Raw genomic sequence first — 17,776 nt, 5'->3', positions numbered from 1 at the left:
GCCCCGCGGGCCTAGGCTGGGGTCATGAGCAATGAAGCTGTCATCATCGACGTTCTGCGCACCCCGTCGGGCCGGGGCAAGCCCGGGGGATCGCTCGACGGTATTCATCCGGCTGATCTTCTGGCCACCGTGCTACGCGAACTGGTCAGCCGCAACAACCTCGATCCGGCGCTGATCGACGATGTGATCGGCGGCTGTGTCGGCCAGGCCGGTGAGCAGAGCAACAACGTGACCCGCACGGCCCTGCTGAGCGCCGGATTCCCGGACACCGTTCCCGGTATCACGATCGACCGGCAGTGCGGCTCCAGCCAGCAGGCGGCCGTCTTCGCCGCCCAGGCCGTGATGAGCGGCAGCGCTGATGTGGTCATCGCGTGCGGCGTCGAGTCGATGAGCCGGGTTCCGCTCGGGTCATCGGCGGGCTCCCAGGACCCGTTCGGCACGCTCATGCACGAGCGCTACCCCGATGGCCTCGTCAATCAGGGCGTTTCCGCCGAGCTCATCAACCAGAAATGGAACCTCGGACGCGACGCCCTCGACAACTACGCGGCCCGCTCGCACCGGCTCGCCGCGGCGGCGGTCGAACGCGGCGACTTCGGGGGAGAGATCGTGGCCGTCACCCGGCCGGATGGCCGCGTCGTGAGCGAGGACGAGACCATTCGCGCCGGCACCTCGCACGCCTCGCTCGCGGGCCTCCGCCCCGCCTTTCGCACCGACGCCCTCGCGGCCCGGTTTCCGAAGCTCGGCTGGCACGTCACCGCCGGCAATTCTTCACCGCTCACCGACGGCGCCTCGGCAACCCTGATCATGAGCGCCAAGCGGGCCGCACAGCTCGGCCTCAACCCGCGCGCCCGCTTTCACAGCTTCACCGTGGTGGGGAGCGACCCGCTGCTCATGCTGACCGGCGTGATTCCGGCGACCCAGCGCATCCTCTCGCGGGCCGGCCTCGGCATCGACGACATCGACGCCTACGAGGTCAACGAAGCGTTCGCGAGTGTGCCGCTGGCCTGGCTGCGCGAGCTTCACGCCGACCCCGATTGCCTCAATCCGCGCGGCGGCGCCATCGCCCTCGGGCACGCGCTCGGTTCCTCGGGCACCCGCCTGCTGGGCACCCTGCTCAACCACCTCGAGATGACCGGCGGCCGCTGGGGCCTGCAGGCCATGTGCGAGGGCGGCGGCATGGCCAATGCCACGCTGATCGAAAGGCTTTAAATGAACCTGAATGGATGCTCCGCCCTCATCACCGGAGGCGCGTCCGGCCTCGGCCTGGCCTGCGTTCGCGCGCTGCACGAAGCCGGGGTCTCCGTTGTGTTGCTCGACCTTCCGGGCGCTCCGGGTGAGGAGATCGCCGCCGCGCTCGGTGGCCGGGCCCGGTTCGTGGCCGGCGATGTGACGAGCGCGGGCGACGTGCAGACCGCCGTCGACGCGGCAGTGGCGTTGGCGCCGCTGCGCATCGTGGTCAATTGCGCCGGCATTGCGCCCGGTGCCCGCACGATCGGCCGCGACGGCCCGCTGCCGCTCGAAGAATTCGAACGGGCCATTCGCATCAACCTCGTGGGTACCTTCAACGTCGTGCGGCTGGCCGCGGCGGCGATGCAGCGTACCGAACCCCTCGGTGACCCTGACCGGCAGGGCGGCGCCGAGCGTGGTGTCATTGTCAACACCGCCTCGGTCGCCGCCTTCGACGGGCAGATCGGGCAGGCGGCCTATGCTGCGTCCAAGGGCGGCGTCGCCGCGATGACCCTGCCGCTGGCCCGCGAATTCGCGCAGAGCCTGATTCGGGTCGTGTCCATTGCGCCCGGCCTCTTCGACACCCCCATGCTGCAGGGCCTGCCGCAGCCGGTGCGGGACTCCCTCGGCGGCCAGGTGCCGCATCCGTCCCGGCTGGGCGACCCTGAGGAGTTCGCATTCCTGGTGCGGCATATCGTTGAGAATCCCATGCTGAATGGGGAAACCATCCGGCTGGACGGTGCGATTCGGATGCAGCCGAAGTAGGACTGTAGGGTCGAGGTAACGACTCAGTAGGGGATCAACCGCATGGCAGTCATCTTCGGCACGATTCTCGTACTCGCCGGGTTCGCCTGCGGTACCTTCGGTGTTCTGCTCGTGGCCCGGGCAAACCCGACGACGCCGCTGCCCCTGTTCGCCAGCCCGCCGAGCCGGCCGCGGGCATCCGTTCTGTTGAACGTCGGAGCCGTCGCGCTCGTGATCTGGGGAGCGAACCTCATGACGCCGGACATCGGCGCCTGGGCTTTCGTGCTGCTCATCGCGGCCGTGCTGGTTCCGTTCATCGTGATTCGAGCCTGGCACAATCGGCGGGTTGCCACGGCCTCCTGACCGATCAGGCCTGATCAGGCGGGCGAGGTCGGCTGCTGCTGCGTGATGCAGTGGATGCCGCCGCCGCGCGCGAACAGCGGCCGTGCGTCGACCGACACCACCCGGCGCCCCGGATAGGCGGCCGCCAGCAGATCGTGGGCCACGGCATCGGCCCGTTCCTCGCCGAAGCTGCAGGCAATGACACCGCCGTTGACCACGAGGTGGTTGACGTAGTTGTAGTCCACGAACCCCTCCGTGTCGCGGACCGCGGCGGGCGCCGGCAGGTCGATGATCGTGAAGGGCCGCCCGGCCGCATCGTGCGCATCGGCCAGCAGGTTCCGCAATTCGCGGGTGAGCCGGTAGTCGGGGTGCACAGGATCGTTCTGCGCGTGCAGCAGGATCGTGCCGGGCGACGGCAGGGCGGCGACCATGTCGATGTGGCCGCGGGTGCCGAAGCGTGCCTGGTCGCGGGTGAGGCCGCGCGGCAGCCAGACCACATGCTCGGCGCCGATCGTGCGCCGCAGTTCGGCCTCCACCGAGGCCCGCGTGGCGCCGGGGTTGCGTCCGGGGTCGAGTTGCACGCTGTGGGTCGCGAACACGGTGCCCGCGCCGTCGACGTGAATGCCGCCGCCCTCGTTCACGAGGGTCGATGGCACGGTGGTCGCGCCGGCGGCATCCGCGACAAAACGGCCGATGGACTCGTCTTCGTCCCAGCTGGCCCAGTCCTGGCCGCCCCAGCCGTTGAAGGTCCAGTCGACGGCGCCGAGCCGGCCTTGTGCGTCGTGCACGAAGCTCGGGCCGATGTCGCGCATCCAGCTGTCGTTGAGCGGAGCCTCGAGTACCTCCATGTCGGCCGACAGGTAGCGGACGGCACCGGCGCGGGCCGCCGGGTCCACGACCATGGTCACCGGTTCGAAGTCGCTGATCGCGTGCGCGACGGCGGCCCAGGTGCTGCGCGCCTCGTGGGCTTCGGCCGCGGTGTCGCCGAGCGTGTAACCGCCGGCCGGAAACGCCATCCACACGCGGTCCTGCGGCGCCGTTTCGGCCGGCATCCGCCAGATCATGCGGTGGCCCCGGTGGCGGCCGAACCGAACGGATGCGCCGGGTCGACCGCCGCCGCCAGCCGCCCGTAACTGTCGGGCCGACGAGTGGCCAGGAAGGGGAACAGGGTGAGCCACTCCTCGCGCTGGGCCAGGTCGAGATCGGCCACGAGCGCCACGGACTCGCCGCGCGGCGCCTGCACGAGCACCCGTCCGAACGGGTCGGAGATGAACGACGAGCCATAGAAGGTGAGGTCGCCCTCGTCGCCGTGCCGGTTCGGCACGACCATGAACAGTCCGCTCGTGATGCCGTTGGCCGCGATGACCTGCTGCCAGATCGGCTGCGTGTCGAAGCCGGGAAACAGTGGTTCCGACCCGATCGCGGTGGGGTAGGCCAGAATTTCGGCGCCGCCGAGCCCGTACAGCCGGGAGACTTCGGGAAACCATTCGTCCCAGCAGGTCGGCAGCCCGAGGCGTGCTCCGGCCGCCTCGTAGACCGGGTAGGCGTCCTCGGCCGGCCCCGGCCGAAAGTAGGTGTCCTCGTAGTAGCCGGCGGTGACCGGGATGTGGGTCTTGCGGGTGCGGCCGAGCAGCTCGCCGCTCGGCGACACCAGGATGGCCGTGTTGTAGCCGCGTGGGTCGTCGGGGGCATCGGTGGACGTGGGCTGTTCGAACAGCGAGGCGTGCACGATCACGTTGTGCAGCCGGGCCTGGGCGGCCGCGAAGGCGAAGGTCGGGCCGTCCCGGAGCGGTTCGGCATCCGCTTTCGGCGTTCCGGTGGCCCGCACGTTGCCCGGGTATTTGCGGAGAGTGAGCTCGGGCAGAAAGACGATGAGGGCGCCGGCCTCGGCCGCCAGATGGATGCCTTCGGCCAGCTCGGCCCGAAGCGTCGCCTCCTCGGCGTGCCAGCGATGCTGCACGAGACCGACGCGCAGGGGGAGGCGGTCGGGCTGCTGCACCCGGGTGGGCGAGGCGGGGTTGGCTGGGGCCTCGATCAGGCGCATCTTGTTCTCCTGGGGCTCTTATTGACCAAGTGATCAACAACTGGGTCCCAAACTATATACACTGGGGTCCCATGTCAACACTTTCCGCCCGCAACCGGCGCAAGACTCCCGCCGAGCGGGCCGCGGAGATCGCTCTGGCCGCCCGCCAGATCGCCCTGACCGAGGGGCTTGCCGCCGTCACGGTGCGCGCGGTCGCCGCTCGCGTCGGGGTGGCGCCCGCCCTGGTCGCGCACTACCAGCCCAGCATGAATGTGCTGGTTGCCAGCACTTTCGGCGCGATCGTTGCGGCCGAGATCGACGAGGTGGCCACTGAGCTGGGCGCCTGCCGCACATCGGTGCACGCCCTCGCCGCCCTGATCGATACCCTGCTCGGCCCTGAGCGCAGCACGGTCACCGCAGTCTGGCTCGACGCCTGGAGCCTCGGTCGGCGAAACCCGGCGCTCGCCGCCGAGGTAGGTCGCCAAATGGATGCCTGGCAGAAATTTCTGGTCGACCTGCTCGAGGAGGGCGTGACCCGCGACGAATACGCGGTCGATGACGCGCCCGCCCTGGCCTGGCAGTTGCTCGGGATCATCGATGGACTCACCGCCCACGCCACAGTGCGCTACGGCGACGCCCGCACCCAGCGGCCCCTCGTCCGCACGATCGTCGAGCACGAACTCGCCCTGCCGGCCGGCACCCTGGCGCCCTGACCTCCGCGAACTCTGGTCGCGCGCCCACAACCTGCGCGCACCACGAGCGGATGCAGCCTGCGCGCCTGAAACCTGCGCGCGCGGCTGGCCTGCCACGCGCGCCAGCAGTCCGGGCCGCGGCTGCAACAAACGTCAGCGCCAGGCGGGCCGAACGCCGCGCCACCAGTTACTCCGCCGCGTGCGCCTCCAAAAACGCGTACACCTCGGAGTCGTCCACGCCCGGAAAGGTGCCGGACGGCAGCGGTGACAGCACGTGCGCGTGCAGCCGGGCGCTCGGCCAGGCTCGTCCGGCCCAGCGCGCGGCCGCGTCCGCGTTCGGCCGGCGACAGCACGACTCATCGGGGCAACGCGACACCGTGCGCTGCGTGGTCTCCCGCCCACGAAACCACTTTGCCTGCGCGAACGGGACTCCGACGCTGATCGAGAACTCGCCGGCATCCGTTGAACCGGTCTGCGTCGCCGACCAGTACGTGCCGGCCGGGGTGTCGGTGTACTGGTAGAACTCGGTGGTGCGGTTGGTGTGGGTGAAGGCGCTGCGCGCGCTCCACTGCTTGCAGACATACTGGCCCTCGATCGAGCCCGTGACGTCCACCGGAAACGGCAGGTCGTCGTTCTCATACCCCTTCTGCAGGGCGCCGTCGCCGTTGACCCGCAGAAAATGCAGCGTCATATCGAGGTGCGAGGTGGCCAGGTTGGTCAGCCGCAGTGCTGCCGCCTCATGGGTTACGCCGAAGGCATCACGAAAATCCTCCACGGCTAGCTCGCGTTCCTGCTTCGCGTTGGACAGAAAGGCAACGGATGCCTCGCGCGGCATCAAACAGGCCGCCGCGAAATAGTTGATCTCGAGCCGCTGCCAGAGAAACTCGGCGTAGCTGGCGGGTCGTTCGTGCCCGAGCAGACGGTGGCCCATCGCCTGCAACGCCATCGACCGCAGACCGTGCCCGCCGGGAATCGAGGCCGGCGGCAGGTAGATACGTCCGTTGGCGAGGTCGGTGACCGACCGGGTGGAGTTGGGCAGATCGTTCACGTAGATGAGGCTGAAACCGAGCTGATCGGCCATGACACTGACCTCGCGGTGCGTGAGAGCGCCCGACACGTGCCCGCTCGCGCGCACCCGTTCCTCGACCAGTTCCTCGATCTCGGGCATGTAGTTGCCCTGTTCACGCATCCGCTCACGCAATTCGGTATTGGCACGACGGGCTTCCTCCGGGGTCGCGATGGCCTCGCTGGCCCGGCGGGACAGTTCGCGGTGCAGGCCGAGCAGTGATTCGATGGCGGGCAGCGGCATCCCCTTGGTCACCTTCACCAGGGGCAGGCCGAGGGCCCCATAGAGCGGATTTTTTTGGGCCCGATCAAGTTCGATCTCGAGCGCCGCTCGATTGTTCGGTGCCTCCCGGCGCAGGAGTTCGGTCAGGTCGACCGACAGCGCGGTCGCGAGGTCCTGCAGGGTGGAGAGTTTCGGTTCGCGGCGGCCGTTCTCGATCAGCGAGAGCTGGCTGCCAGCCAGGCTGACGCGTGCACCGAGCTGGTCGAGGGTGAGACCGCGCTCGCCCCGAAAATGGCGGATGCGATGGCCGAGGGTGATCAGATCCGAAGGCTGAGGTGACATTCCTTAACAATATCTAAAGAACGCGAATTCTTAACCAGCAATATCGCAGGTTCTGCCTCTCAAAGGGGGCCATCCTTGATTTGTAGCCGAAATTTACGGCCGCACGCAACGTCACACAGCAACGCAGCCCGACGTTCCACAAATTTGCACCTACCCGAGCCGTACGGAAAGGCCAGAAAATGACCCTCACCAACTCGTCCCTCCAGACCAATGGGGATGCCGACTCGAAGCGAACGGGCAGCACGGACCCCAACCTGCAGGCCTGGGTCGATGAGATCGCCCGCCTGACCGAACCCGACGCGATCGTCTGGTGCGACGGTTCCAAGCGTGAAGCCAACGAGCTCTCCAAACTGCTCGTCGCCTCCGGCCAGCTCATCCGCCTCAACCCGGAATGGCGCCCCAACAGCTTCCTCGCCCGCACCGACCCGAAGGACGTCGCCCGCGTCGAGGGCCGCACGTTCATCTGCTCCACCGATGAAGCGGATGCCGGCCCCACCAACAACTGGGCCGAACCGTCCGCGATGCGCGCCGAACTGCGCGGCGTCTTCGCCGGCAGCATGCGCGGCCGCACCATGTACATCGTGCCGTTCTCGATGGGCCCGCTCGGCGGCCCCATCTCGCAGCTCGGCGTCGAGATCACCGATTCCCCCTACGTCGTGCTCAACATGGGCATCATGACCCGCATGGGCGAGACCGTGCTGACCATGATCGAGGCCGGCGACCCGTGGGTGCACACCGTGCACAGCGTCGGTTACCCGCTCGTCGACCAGTCGGGCATCACCCGCCCCGACGTGGAATGGCCCTGCAACGACGACAAGTACATCGTGCAGTTCCCCGACACCCGCGAGGTGTGGTCCTACGGCTCCGGCTACGGCGGAAACGCCCTGCTCTCCAAGAAGTCCTTCGCCCTGCGCATCGCGTCGGTGATGGGCCGGGACGAGGGCTGGCTCGCCGAGCACATGCTGCTCATCAAGCTGATCTCCCCGGAGGGCGGCGTGTTCCACGTCGCTGCCGCGTTCCCGTCGGCGTGTGGCAAGACGAACCTGTCGATGCTGCGCCCGACCATTCCCGGCTGGCAGGTCGAGACCATCGGCGACGATATCGCCTGGCTGCGCCAGGGTGAAGATGGCCGTCTCTGGGCGATCAACCCCGAGGCCGGCTTCTTCGGAGTCGCCCCCGGAACCGGTGAAACCACCAACCCCACGGCCGTCTCCACCATGTGGGGCAACACCATTTTCACTAACGTCGCCCTGCGCGACGACGGAGATGTCTGGTGGGAAGGCCTCACCGACAAGGCTCCCGAGCACCTGATCGACTGGCAGGGCAAGGACTGGACTCCCGGGTCCGGCCGCACCGCCGCCCACCCGAACTCGCGCTTCACCGTTGCGGCCGCCCAGTGCCCGTCGATCGCTGACGACTGGGAAGCTGCCGGCGGCGTGCCGATCGACGCCATCGTCTTCGGTGGCCGTCGGGCGACCAACGTCCCGCTGGTCGCTCAGGCGCGCAGCTGGAAGCACGGCGTATTCATGGGCGCCACGATCTCGTCCGAGAAGACCGCGGCCGCTGACGGCATCGTCGGCGAGCTGCGTCGTGACCCGTTTGCGATGCTCCCCTTCTGCGGCTACAACATGGCCGACTACTGGGGCCACTGGCTCAAGGTCGGCAAGGAGCTCGGCACCAACGCTCCGGCCATCTTCCAGGTGAACTGGTTCCGCAAGGGCCCTGACGGCAACTTCATCTGGCCTGGATTCGGCGAGAACTCGCGGGTTCTCGAGTGGATGATTCGCCGCATCGAGGGCACCGCCGACGCCGTCGACACCCCGATCGGCCTGCTCCCGGCCGAGGACGGCTTGAACCTCGACGGTCTCGACCTGTCGAAGGAAGCCGTCGACCAGCTGTTCGCGATCGACCAGAACAGCTGGCTCGCCGAGTGCGACCTCACCGAGGAATACTTCGACAAGTTCGGCGACAAGGTGCCGCCGGCACTGCGCGCCGAGCTCGCTAGCGTGCGCTACCACCTCAAGGACTAGCTTCCGCAGCACGAATGGCCCCGTCACTTCCGGTGACGGGGCCATGTGCGTGTCCACCAGAAACCCCCACTGCTTTCCGGGCCCGGGCCCGGAAAGCGGGCCCATGATCTATCGTGGGCCCGGTGTCGCAAGGTGGGCCCGGCGCCCCGCTCGTGCGGTTGACCGGGGTCGCACGGGCATCCGCTGTGAACCGGCAGCGCGGCGGGGGCGCGCCGGTCGTAGGATGCCAGCATGCATGACGACAGCGCACTCGTCGAGGCTCGGCTGAACCGGTTCGTTCGCGAGCGGCTGCAGCCGGCGATCTATCGGGCCACCTCCCCGCTCACGGTCACCGCCTGGGCGGCGCCGGGGGAGCCGGTCTCGTTTGCCGAGGCGGTCTCGCATCCGTTCACGCCATTCGCCGTGGGCTCGCCGTGGGGGCGGCCGTGGGGCACCGTCTGGTTTCACCTCAGCGGGCTGGTGCCGCCGAAGTGGGCCGGCCTGGCCGAGACTCGCATCGAGGTCGTCATCGACCTGGGGTTCACGATCGCGGTGCCGGGGTTTCAGGCCGAGGGAACCGCCTACAGCCCCGCCGGTCGCCTGCTCAAGGGAATCGAGTCGTTGAACCGCACGGTCGCGGTGACCGATACTCGGATCGACCTCTACATCGAGGCTGCCGCCAACCCCAACATCGCCGGCGACTTCAGCTTCAGCCCCACTCCGCTCGGCGACCTCGCCACGGCTGGCAGCGCACCGCTCTACCTGCTGCGACAAGCGGATGTCGCGGTCCGCGACACGCAGGTCTGGCACCTCGCGCAAGATATCGTCACGCTCGACAGCCTGCGCCGCGAGCTGCCTGCCGCCCAACCGCGCCGGGCGAACATTCTGCGCGCGCTCGAACGCTGCCTCGACCTGCTCGACCCCGACGACGTGGCCGGCACGGCGCTGGCCGGTCGGGCTGCCCTCGCCGACGTACTCGCGAGCCCGGCCAACGCGAGCGCCCATCGGGTGCACGCGGTCGGGCACGCGCACATCGACAGCGCCTGGCTGTGGCCGGTGCGGGAAACCGTGCGCAAGGTCGCACGCACCTTCTCCAACGCGCTCGACCTGATCGATCGGCACCCCGATTTTGTGTTCGCGGCCTCGTCGGCGCAGCAGTACGCCTGGCTGGCGCAGTTCTACCCGGACCTGTTCGAGCGGGTACGGCGGGCCGTCGCGGCCGGCAATTTCGTGCCGGTCGGTGGCATGTGGGTCGAATCTGACACCAACATGCCCGGCGGCGAGGCACTGGCCCGGCAGTTCGTGGCCGGCAAGAGGTTCTTCATCGAGGAGTTTGGGGTCGAACCGCTCGAGGTCTGGCTGCCCGATTCCTTCGGCTACTCCGCGGCGCTGCCGCAGATCGTGCGGGCGGCCGGCAGCCGCTGGTTTCTCACCCAGAAACTGTCCTGGAACGACACCAACGTGTTCCCGCATCACAGCTTTCTCTGGGAGGGCATCGACGGCAGCCGCATCTTCACGCACTTTCCGCCGGTCGCCGACTACAACGCGCAACTTTCCGGGCGCGAACTGGCCCGCGCCGAGCGACTGTTCGCGGAGAAGGGCGCCGCGAACACCTCGCTCGTGCCGTTCGGCTGGGGCGACGGAGGCGGTGGGCCGACCGAGGAGATGATCGCCGCCGCGCACCGCACGGCATCACTCGAGGGCTCACCGATGGTAGAGCTGTCGAGCCCGCGGTGGTTCTTCGAGGTCGCCGAGGCGGAATATGCGGCGCCGCCGGTATGGGCGGGCGAGCTATACCTCGAATTCCACCGCGGCACCCTCACCTCGCAGGCGCGCACCAAGCAGGGCAACCGGCGCAGCGAACACCTCCTGCGGGAGGCGGAGCTGTGGGCGACCACGGCTCTCGTGCGGCTGGGGATGGAATATCCACGTGCGGCCCTCGAGAACGCGTGGCAGACGGTGTTGCTGCACCAGTTTCATGACATTCTTCCGGGGTCATCGATCGCTTGGGTGCATCAGCAGGCGGAGCGCGAGTATGCGCGGGTCGCTGGGGTGCTGGCGGGGGTGATCGAGGCCGTCGTTCGGGCGCTGTGCGGACCGGGTGCCGGCGCGGTCGTGCTGAACGCCGGGCCGTACAGCCTCGACGGTGTGCCGGCGCTCGGCGGCCTTCCGCCCAGTGCAGAGCCGCTCGCCGGGGCAACGATCGCCCGCACCCCCGCCGGCTGGCTGCTGTCGAACCGGCACGTGCGGGTGACGATCGCTACCGACGGCTTGTTCAGCTCGGTCTACGACCGCCACGCCGCACGCGAGGTCGTGCCGCGCGGCGTGCGGGCCAACCTACTCACCCTGCACCGAGACACCCCCACCCAGTGGGATGCCTGGGACCTCGACACCCCGCACGCGCGCCTGTTCGAGGCGCTCACCGATGCCGAGTCGGTGGAGAAGATCGACGGGCTTTCGGTCGGCCAGGTCGGGGTGCGCATCACCCGCCGGTTCGGGTCATCGTCGGTGATCGAAGACGTCATCCTGGCCGGTGAGTCGAGTGCCATCGACCTCGCGTTCGACATCGACTGGCACGAACGCCAGAAGCTGTTGCGCCTGAACTTTGCCCTCGACGTCACGGCAGGCCGGGCCGCCTCCGAGATTCAGTTCGGGCATATATTCCGTGCAACGCATGCGAACACGTCGTGGGACGCCGCCCGTTCGGAAACCGTCGCACACCGCTGGGTCCACGTCGGTGAGCCCGGTTTCGGCGTGGCCGTCGCCAACGATTCCACCTACGGCCACGCGATCAGCCGCACCGTATTTGCTGCCTCAGGAGCACCCTGCGTCGGCACCACCATCGCCTTGTCACTGCTGCGGGCGCCGGTCTACCCCGACCCGAACGCAGACCAGGGCGGCCATAGCCTGCGCGTCACCCTGCGCGTCGGAGCAAGTATTCCCGATGCGGTATATGAAGGCTACCGACTGAACCTTCCCCTGCGCACGGTGGCCGGTGTGGGTGCCGCGCACATCGAGCCGCTCTTCACGGTCGACAATCCGGCCCTGGTGATCGAGGCCGTCAAGCTCGCCGAAGACGACAGCGGCGACGTAATCCTACGGGTCTACGAGGCACACGGAACCCGAGCGCTGGCGCGGGTCATCCGCTCGTTCGAGGCGGCCCCGGCCTACGAGACCGACCTGCTCGAACGCCGCGTCGCCCCGGTTGCCGTGATCGCGACCGATGACGCCGCCGTGACGCTGGAGTTGCGCCCGTTCCAGCTGCTGACGCTGCGCTATCGGCGCACGTAACGCCGGTAAGAATTGCGAAACGCCGTCATCGCACGTCAATCGACGCGGCGTGTCGCAGATCTACCGGCGTTGCGTACCGGCGCGGCGGGTTAGACCAGCAGCTGGTGCTTCGCCAGGTCGCGGTAGAGGGGGGTAGAGACGACGAGCTCGGAGTGGGTGCCCACGCCGACGACCTGCCCGTGGTCGAGCACCACGATCTGGTCGCTGTCGACCACGGTCGACAGGCGGTGCGCGATGACGATGAGGGTGCGGTCGGCCGCGACGGCGTCGATGGCCTCCCGCATCATCTGCTCGTTCTTGCCGTCGAGACTCGACGTCGATTCGTCGAGCAGCAGAATAGGCGGCGCCGCGAGCAGCGCCCGCGCAATCGCGAGCCGCTGGCGTTCGCCACCGGAGAGTTTCACACCCGACTCGCCGACCGCGGCTCCCAGCCCGGCGGGATCGCGGTCGAGCACTTCGCCGAGGTTGACCGCGTGCAGCACGGCGACGCACTCGTCGTCGGTGGCATCGGGCGTCGCCAGCTTCAGGTTGTCGCGCAGCGACCCGGCGAGTACCGGGGCGTCCTGCTCGACATAGCCGATCTGGGAGCGCAACGCGGTGCGATCCAGCGAACGGATGTCCAGCCCGCCCAGCCGCACCGTGCCATCGGAGACGTCGTAGAACCGCTCGATCAGGGCGAGGATCGTGCTCTTGCCGGCGCCGCTCGGCCCGACGAGTGCGGTGCGCAGCCCGCGCGGGGCGCTGAAGGAGACTCCCCTGAGCACCGGGCGCTGCTCCGTGGTGGCGGGCGAGTCGGCGGCGCTGTCGGCAACCGGGCTGTCGGCAACCGTGGTGGCGGCATCCGTTGCTGCGGCGCCTGCCTCGGCGTCGACCGCCGCCGCCGCGTAGCCGAAGTGTACGTTCTCGAAGCTGATCGCGGCGGCTTCGGGGCGGACCTTCTCGTTGGCGGCGCCGACGGTCATCGCGAGTGGGGCGATCTGGCGGTCGAACTGGTCCTCGGCGGGCAGATCGATGATCTCCTGGATGCGGCCGAGCGCACCGAGCGCCGAGTTGACCGAGGTGATCGCGCCGAAGAACTGGCCGAGCGGCATGATCATCATGAACAGGAACAGAATGAACGCCACCAGATCGGCGATCGTGATGGCGTCGCTCGCAACCCGAAATCCGCCGACGCCAAGCACCACGAGAAACGACACCTGCATGGCGATGCCGGCGATCGGCACGACGAGGGCGCTGATCTTGGCGACCTTGATGCCCATGCGCCAGGCGCCACGGGCGTCCTCCTCGATGACAGCGACTTCGCGTTCGGTCGCATTGGAAGCCCGCACGGTGCGAATGGCGCTGATGGCACGTTCGACGCTCGCGGCGAGGTCACCGACCTTGACCTGGGCGGCGGTGCTGGCGGTGCGAATACGCCTAGACAGCAGCGTGACGGTGACCACCGACACGGCGATGACGAGCACGGTCAGGCCGAGCAGCACCGGGTCGATGATGAGCATCGCCACGAGCGCGCCGATGAAGGTCAGCGATCCGCCGATCGCTTCGACCAGGCCCTGGGTGAGCACCGCGCGCAGCAGGGTGGTGTCGCTGCCGACACGCGAGACGAGGTCTCCGGTGCGACGCGCGTCGAACTCGCTGATCGGCAGGCGCAGCAGACGTCCGACGAGCTTGCGTCGGCTCGAGAGCACGACGCCCTCGCCGGTGCGCTGCAGCAGGTAGTGCTGGTAACCGCTGATCAGCCCCGAAATCACCACGAGGGCGATGAGCACACCGACGAGGGAGCCGAGCGGATCGCCGGCCTGCACGATCGTGATGACCTGGCTCACGAGCAGCGGCTGGGCGAGACTCGCGGCGGCGCCGAGCACGCTCAAAACGATGACGACGCTGAGCACCTTCTTGTGCTCGAACAGGTAGGGCAGTAGCTGGCTGAATTTCGCGCGTGGCCCGGTGGGAGCTGGTCGGCCACGTCGGCCGCGGGGAGGTTTCACAGCGGTCGGCGAAGCAGATGAAGCGGGAGTTTCAGGCATACGGGTAGCGGTAGTCACTCGTAGATCTTAACCGCCATCGCTGCGAACAATCCCCAATGTCGGGCCTGCGGTCTACAGTGGGGCACTGTGCCAGGCCCTGTCATCGTCACCGAGAACCTCGTCAAGCGCTACCAGGATTTCGTTGCCGTCGACGGCATCAGTTTCGAGGTGGCCTCGGGGGAGTCCTTCGGGCTGCTCGGGCCCAACGGCGCCGGAAAGTCCACGACGATGCGCATGATCGGCGCGGTTTCCACGCGCACGAGCGGCGACCTGCGCGTGCTCGGTCTCGACCCTAACGCGTACGGTCCCGAGATTCGTTCGCAGCTCGGTGTCGTGCCGCAGGAGAACAATCTCGACCTGGAATTGAAGGTGCGCGAGAACCTGCTGGTCTACGGTCGCTACTTCGGGCTGCCGCGCGCCCGGGTGGCTCGTCGCGCCGACGAACTGCTCGAGTTCGCCCAGCTTGCCGACAAGGCCACGGCCAAGGTCGATGACCTCTCCGGCGGCATGAAACGGCGTCTCACCATCGCCAGGGCCCTCATCAACGACCCGCGCCTGCTGCTGCTCGACGAGCCCACGACCGGCCTCGACCCGCAGGCGCGCCACATTCTGTGGGACCGCCTGTTTCGGCTGAAGGAGCAGGGCACGATCCTGCTGGTCACCACCCACTATATGGACGAAGCCGAACAGCTCGGCGACCGCCTCATCGTCGTCGACCAGGGCCGCATCATGGCCGAGGGTTCCCCGGCCGACCTCATTCGGCGTTACTCCTCCCGCGAAGTGCTCGAGGTGCGTTTCGGCTCCACCCAGAATGCCGAGGTCGCCGGTCGAATTGAAGGCTTCGGCGAACGGGTCGAGGTGCTGCCCGACCGGATCCTGGTCTACAGCGACAGCGGTGAGAAAGAATTAGAGCGGATGACCGCGGTCGGCCTCCGCCCGCTCACCAGCCTCGTGCGCCGCTCCAGCCTCGAAGACGTGTTTCTGCGGCTCACCGGCAGAAACCTGATCGAGTGAGCGGCGCGAGCGACAGCATCCGCCCTGAGGCGGAGGCGGTGCTGGCTGCGGCGGTAGCGCAGGCTGCGCGTACCCGTCGCTACGGCTCCTGGTCTACTGCGTCTTCATGCTGGTCTTCGGTGCGGTACCGGGCGCGCTCGGATTCGTCGCGGTGCCGATCGCGTTGCTCACCGGCCTTTCTTTCGGCGCGTTCGTGATGGCCTATACGACCACCCTCAACGACGACACCGGCCAACTTGCCATGGTGCAGCGCTTCGGGATCCTGCCGATGACCCTGTTCTCCGGCACGTTTTTTCCCCTCGATGTGCTGCCGCCGTATCTGCAGTGGATCGGCTGGATCTCGCCGCTCTGGCACGGCACCGAGTTGTCCCGCGTCTTCGCCTATGGCATGTCGGAGCCGATCTGGCTGCGGCTCGGCCTCGGGACCTGATCGGCCAGGTGCAGACTGACGACGGCCGGAATGTGCCGTACGCCGCGTTCATCGCCCCGGCCCTGCTCGCGGTCGCCGCGATGAACGGCGCGATCTACGGCTCGACCTGGAACGTGTTCTTCAAGATGCAGTTCGCCAAGCTCTACGAGGGCATGCTGGCCACCTCGCTCGGCCCGCTCGACGTGGCGCTCGCCGAGATCTCGCTCGCCCTGGCACGCGGGCTGCTCTACGCGACCGGATTCCTGCTCGTGATGCAGGCGCTGCCGCTCTGGCACGGCGTTGAGCTCGTGCGCGCCCTGACCACGGGGCAGGTGGATGCCGGGCTGCTCTGGCACGTGCTGTACTACCTGGTGATGATTGCTTTCGGCCTGGTGCTGACCACCAGACGCCTCCGTGCACTCTTCCTCGATTAACGCACGAGAGCGGGAAATTGTGGCTTCGAGAGACTGAAGCAACAATTTTCCCGCTCTCGGGAGCACGTCCCTACCGGTGCAGGTCGAGATCTTTCGTTTCGCGGCTCAAAGCCAGCGCGACCAGGGTGATGGCGCCCATGATCGAGAGGTAGATGCCGACCCAGAACGGGCTGCCCCCGCCGACCGTCCAGAGCCAGACGGCAATGAACGGGGCCACGGCAGCGCCCAGGATCGAGCTGACATTGTAGGCGAACGCTGAGCCGGTGTAGCGCACGCTGGTCGGGAACAGCTCGGGCAGCAGAGCGCCCATCGGGCCGAAAGTCATACCCATGAGCGAGAAGCCGACGATGAGGAACAGCATCACGCCGGGGAATCCGGCGCCGAGCAGCGGCACGAAGAGAAAGCCGAACACGATGATGAACAGGGTCACGATGATGAGCGTCTTGCGACGTCCGTGCTTGTCGGCCCACGGGCCAGAGGCGAGAGTAAAGATTCCGAAGAACACCACGCCGGCAATCATCATGAGAATGAAGTTGTTGTAGGTGAATCCGAGTCCCGGCAGCGGGGCATCCGTTGCGGCGCGACCGTAGCTGAGCGTGAACGTGGTCATCAGGTAGAACAGCACGTAGGTCGCGAGCATGATGAACGTGCCGAGGATGAGTTCACGCCAGTTGGACTTGAACACCGCTGCGAGCGGCAGTTTTTCGACGCGGTCGGCCTTGACGACCTTGGTGAAGACCTCGCTTTCGACCAGGCGCAGACGCACCCAGAGTCCAACGATGACCATCACGGCCGAGAACAGGAACGGGATTCGCCAGGCCCACTCGAGGAATGCCTCGGACGGACGGGTCGGGTCGGTCGACGGCAGGGCCAGGGCGAGACCGAGGAACAGACCGTTGGCAATGATGAAGCCGAGCGGGGCGCCGACCTGCGGGAAGGTGCCGTACCAGGCGCGTTTGCCGACCGGTGCGTTCTCGGTCGCGACGAGGGCCGCGCCGCTCCACTCGCCGCCGAGGGCGAAGCCCTGGGCGAGGCGCAGGATGACGAGCATCAATGGTGCCCACCAGCCGATCATGGCGTAGGTCGGCAGGAGACCGATCAAAAAGGTCGCGATTCCCATCGTGAGGAGCGCGCCGACCAGGGTGGCCTTGCGGCCCTTGCGGTCACCGAAGTGGCCGAAGAACAGCGCGCCGATCGGTCGGGCGACCATGGCGGCGCCGAAGACGGCGAAAGAGGCGAGCAGCGCGGTGGTTTCGTTGCCGGTGGGAAAGAACAGGTGCGGAAAGACCAGTACCGCGGCGGTCGCGTAGACGTAGAAGTCGTAGAACTCAATGGTCGTGCCGATGAGGCTCGCCATGATGACGCGGCTTTTCGGATTGAGCGGTGTTGTCGGCGTCGAAACTGACGCGGTGGTTGCTGACATGAGGGTGGAACACTCCGGTTGTAGGGCTGAGCGCCGACGAAACCCGCAAGTCGATCAGACTTCCCGCAGCAGCGTGTACGCACGAATAGTGGCGTGGCCGCGTGTAGAGGTCACAAAATACCTTACCCCCGCAGGTTTCGCCTGCTACACCAGCTATTTCCAGAGCACCGCGATGACGACGTTCGCGAAGGTCAGGGCGCCGATGGCCCAGAGCACGAGCGACGACACGCTCGGCTTCTTGCGATTCACGATCACGAGCACGGTGATCACGATGAGCACGAGCAGCTTGACGCCGATCTTGGCGTTGTCGATGTGGCCGAGCGAGCCCATCTGAATGACGCCGACGAGCAGCAGGCCGCTGACCAGCTGGGTCAACGCACCGTGGAACATGGCGGGGACGATCGTGCCCTTGCCGGCAATGATCGGCTTGATCTGCACGAGAAAGCCGCCGAGCAGCGAGGCTAAGCCGACGAAGTGCAGAATGAGCAGAATGTTGCGTAGAAGGTCCATG

Annotated in this window: 14 protein-coding genes and 1 pseudogene; 9 read left to right on the top strand and 6 right to left on the bottom strand. The window is 67.6% G+C overall.

Annotation, left to right across the window (positions count from 1 at the left end):
• Positions 1-24: 24 nt before the first annotated feature.
• The 3 genes from E3O06_RS08700 to E3O06_RS08690 are packed head-to-tail and all read left to right on the top strand — an operon-like array spanning position 25 to position 2,334.
• Positions 25-1,209 carry a thiolase family protein gene (locus E3O06_RS08700; protein ID WP_134502799.1) on the top strand — a complete coding sequence of 395 codons (1,185 nt, stop codon included), beginning with the start codon at positions 25-27 and terminating at the stop codon, positions 1,207-1,209.
• A complete protein-coding gene (locus E3O06_RS08695; protein WP_134502797.1) occupies positions 1,210-1,992 on the top strand; it encodes a 3-hydroxyacyl-CoA dehydrogenase in 783 nt (260 codons plus the stop codon).
• A gap of 42 nt (positions 1,993-2,034) precedes the next feature.
• On the top strand, positions 2,035-2,334 hold the full coding sequence (locus E3O06_RS08690; protein WP_134502795.1) for a hypothetical protein: 300 nt from the start codon (positions 2,035-2,037) through the stop codon (positions 2,332-2,334).
• A 14-nt stretch (positions 2,335-2,348) separates the two neighbouring features.
• On the opposite strand, the gene E3O06_RS08685 is transcribed toward E3O06_RS08690, so the two are convergent.
• Positions 2,349-3,365 (bottom strand): agmatine deiminase family protein, encoded by a 1,017-nt coding sequence (locus E3O06_RS08685; protein ID WP_241980001.1) that lies wholly within the window; start codon positions 3,363-3,365, stop codon positions 2,349-2,351.
• Between the two features lie 8 nt (positions 3,366-3,373).
• Positions 3,374-4,357, bottom strand: coding sequence for a nitrilase-related carbon-nitrogen hydrolase (locus E3O06_RS08680; protein ID WP_134502791.1), 984 nt, complete (start codon positions 4,355-4,357; stop codon positions 3,374-3,376).
• A 71-nt stretch (positions 4,358-4,428) separates the two neighbouring features.
• On the opposite strand from E3O06_RS08680, the gene E3O06_RS08675 reads away from it, so the two are divergent.
• Positions 4,429-5,049: a TetR/AcrR family transcriptional regulator gene (locus tag E3O06_RS08675; protein WP_134502790.1), complete on the top strand. Its 621-nt coding sequence runs from the start codon at positions 4,429-4,431 to the stop codon at positions 5,047-5,049.
• A gap of 166 nt (positions 5,050-5,215) precedes the next feature.
• Here the strand turns inward: E3O06_RS08675 and E3O06_RS08670 are convergent, their stop codons facing one another.
• Positions 5,216-6,658 carry an XRE family transcriptional regulator gene (locus E3O06_RS08670; protein WP_134502788.1) on the bottom strand — a complete coding sequence of 481 codons (1,443 nt, stop codon included), beginning with the start codon at positions 6,656-6,658 and terminating at the stop codon, positions 5,216-5,218.
• A gap of 179 nt (positions 6,659-6,837) precedes the next feature.
• Here E3O06_RS08670 and E3O06_RS08665 point away from each other — a divergent pair, with 179 nt between their 5' ends.
• Together E3O06_RS08665 and E3O06_RS08660 are read left to right on the top strand one after the other, a co-directional pair.
• Positions 6,838-8,688, top strand: a complete 1,851-nt coding sequence (locus tag E3O06_RS08665; RefSeq protein WP_134502786.1) for a phosphoenolpyruvate carboxykinase (GTP) — start codon at positions 6,838-6,840, stop codon at positions 8,686-8,688.
• Between the two features lie 231 nt (positions 8,689-8,919).
• On the top strand, positions 8,920-11,958 hold the full coding sequence (locus E3O06_RS08660) for an alpha-mannosidase (RefSeq protein ID WP_134502784.1): 3,039 nt from the start codon (positions 8,920-8,922) through the stop codon (positions 11,956-11,958).
• Positions 11,959-12,047: 89 nt separating this feature from the next.
• Here the strand turns inward: E3O06_RS08660 and E3O06_RS08655 are convergent, their stop codons facing one another.
• Complete coding sequence (locus E3O06_RS08655; protein ID WP_134503014.1) at positions 12,048-13,985, bottom strand: ABC transporter ATP-binding protein; 1,938 nt, start codon at positions 13,983-13,985, stop codon at positions 12,048-12,050.
• An 87-nt stretch (positions 13,986-14,072) separates the two neighbouring features.
• Here E3O06_RS08655 and E3O06_RS08650 point away from each other — a divergent pair, with 87 nt between their 5' ends.
• The 3 genes and pseudogenes from E3O06_RS08650 to E3O06_RS08640 form a co-directional block, all read left to right on the top strand.
• Positions 14,073-14,999 carry an ABC transporter ATP-binding protein gene (locus tag E3O06_RS08650; protein ID WP_134502782.1) on the top strand — a complete coding sequence of 309 codons (927 nt, stop codon included), beginning with the start codon at positions 14,073-14,075 and terminating at the stop codon, positions 14,997-14,999.
• Positions 15,000-15,105: 106 nt separating this feature from the next.
• The gene (locus E3O06_RS08645; protein WP_134502780.1) at positions 15,106-15,429 is read left to right on the top strand and encodes an ABC transporter permease; all 324 of its coding nucleotides are present in this window, start codon (positions 15,106-15,108) and stop codon (positions 15,427-15,429) included.
• A pseudogene (locus E3O06_RS08640) lies at positions 15,426-15,842 on the top strand (hypothetical protein); the annotation flags it as partial. The gene E3O06_RS08645 and the pseudogene E3O06_RS08640, both read left to right, overlap by 4 nt.
• A gap of 70 nt (positions 15,843-15,912) precedes the next feature.
• Here E3O06_RS08640 and E3O06_RS08635 read toward each other — a convergent pair.
• Both E3O06_RS08635 and E3O06_RS08630 read right to left on the bottom strand, forming a co-directional pair.
• The gene (locus E3O06_RS08635) at positions 15,913-17,265 is read right to left on the bottom strand and encodes an MFS transporter (RefSeq protein WP_198415798.1); all 1,353 of its coding nucleotides are present in this window, start codon (positions 17,263-17,265) and stop codon (positions 15,913-15,915) included.
• 153 nt (positions 17,266-17,418) lie between these two features.
• The gene (locus tag E3O06_RS08630; RefSeq protein ID WP_134502778.1) at positions 17,419-17,775 is read right to left on the bottom strand and encodes a hypothetical protein; all 357 of its coding nucleotides are present in this window, start codon (positions 17,773-17,775) and stop codon (positions 17,419-17,421) included.
• Between the last annotated feature and the right edge of the window lies 1 nt (position 17,776).

The sequence above is a fragment of the Cryobacterium glaciale genome (assembly GCF_004402535.1).
In the GTDB taxonomy this organism is placed as follows: domain Bacteria; phylum Actinomycetota; class Actinomycetes; order Actinomycetales; family Microbacteriaceae; genus Cryobacterium; species Cryobacterium glaciale.
Note: the sequence above shows the minus strand (reverse complement) of the source record. Positions and strands in the feature narration are given on the sequence as shown.

Excerpts from the sequence above, each read along its gene's own strand:
- E3O06_RS08655 (WP_134503014.1), bottom strand. The coding sequence starts at position 13,985 with ATGCCTGAAACTCCCGCTTCATCTGCTTCGCCGACCGCTGTGAAACCT.
- E3O06_RS08660 (WP_134502784.1), top strand. The coding sequence starts at position 8,920 with ATGCATGACGACAGCGCACTCGTCGAGGCTCGGCTGAACCGGTTCGTT.
- E3O06_RS08690 (WP_134502795.1), top strand. The coding sequence starts at position 2,035 with ATGGCAGTCATCTTCGGCACGATTCTCGTACTCGCCGGGTTCGCCTGC.
- E3O06_RS08630 (WP_134502778.1), bottom strand. The coding sequence starts at position 17,775 with ATGGACCTTCTACGCAACATTCTGCTCATTCTGCACTTCGTCGGCTTA.
- E3O06_RS08635 (WP_198415798.1), bottom strand. The coding sequence starts at position 17,265 with ATGTCAGCAACCACCGCGTCAGTTTCGACGCCGACAACACCGCTCAAT.
- E3O06_RS08680 (WP_134502791.1), bottom strand. The coding sequence starts at position 4,357 with ATGCGCCTGATCGAGGCCCCAGCCAACCCCGCCTCGCCCACCCGGGTG.
- E3O06_RS08700 (WP_134502799.1), top strand. The coding sequence starts at position 25 with ATGAGCAATGAAGCTGTCATCATCGACGTTCTGCGCACCCCGTCGGGC.
- E3O06_RS08695 (WP_134502797.1), top strand. The coding sequence starts at position 1,210 with ATGAACCTGAATGGATGCTCCGCCCTCATCACCGGAGGCGCGTCCGGC.
- E3O06_RS08670 (WP_134502788.1), bottom strand. The coding sequence starts at position 6,658 with ATGTCACCTCAGCCTTCGGATCTGATCACCCTCGGCCATCGCATCCGC.
- E3O06_RS08665 (WP_134502786.1), top strand. The coding sequence starts at position 6,838 with ATGACCCTCACCAACTCGTCCCTCCAGACCAATGGGGATGCCGACTCG.
- E3O06_RS08685 (WP_241980001.1), bottom strand. The coding sequence starts at position 3,365 with ATGCCGGCCGAAACGGCGCCGCAGGACCGCGTGTGGATGGCGTTTCCG.
- E3O06_RS08645 (WP_134502780.1), top strand. The coding sequence starts at position 15,106 with ATGCTGGTCTTCGGTGCGGTACCGGGCGCGCTCGGATTCGTCGCGGTG.
- E3O06_RS08675 (WP_134502790.1), top strand. The coding sequence starts at position 4,429 with ATGTCAACACTTTCCGCCCGCAACCGGCGCAAGACTCCCGCCGAGCGG.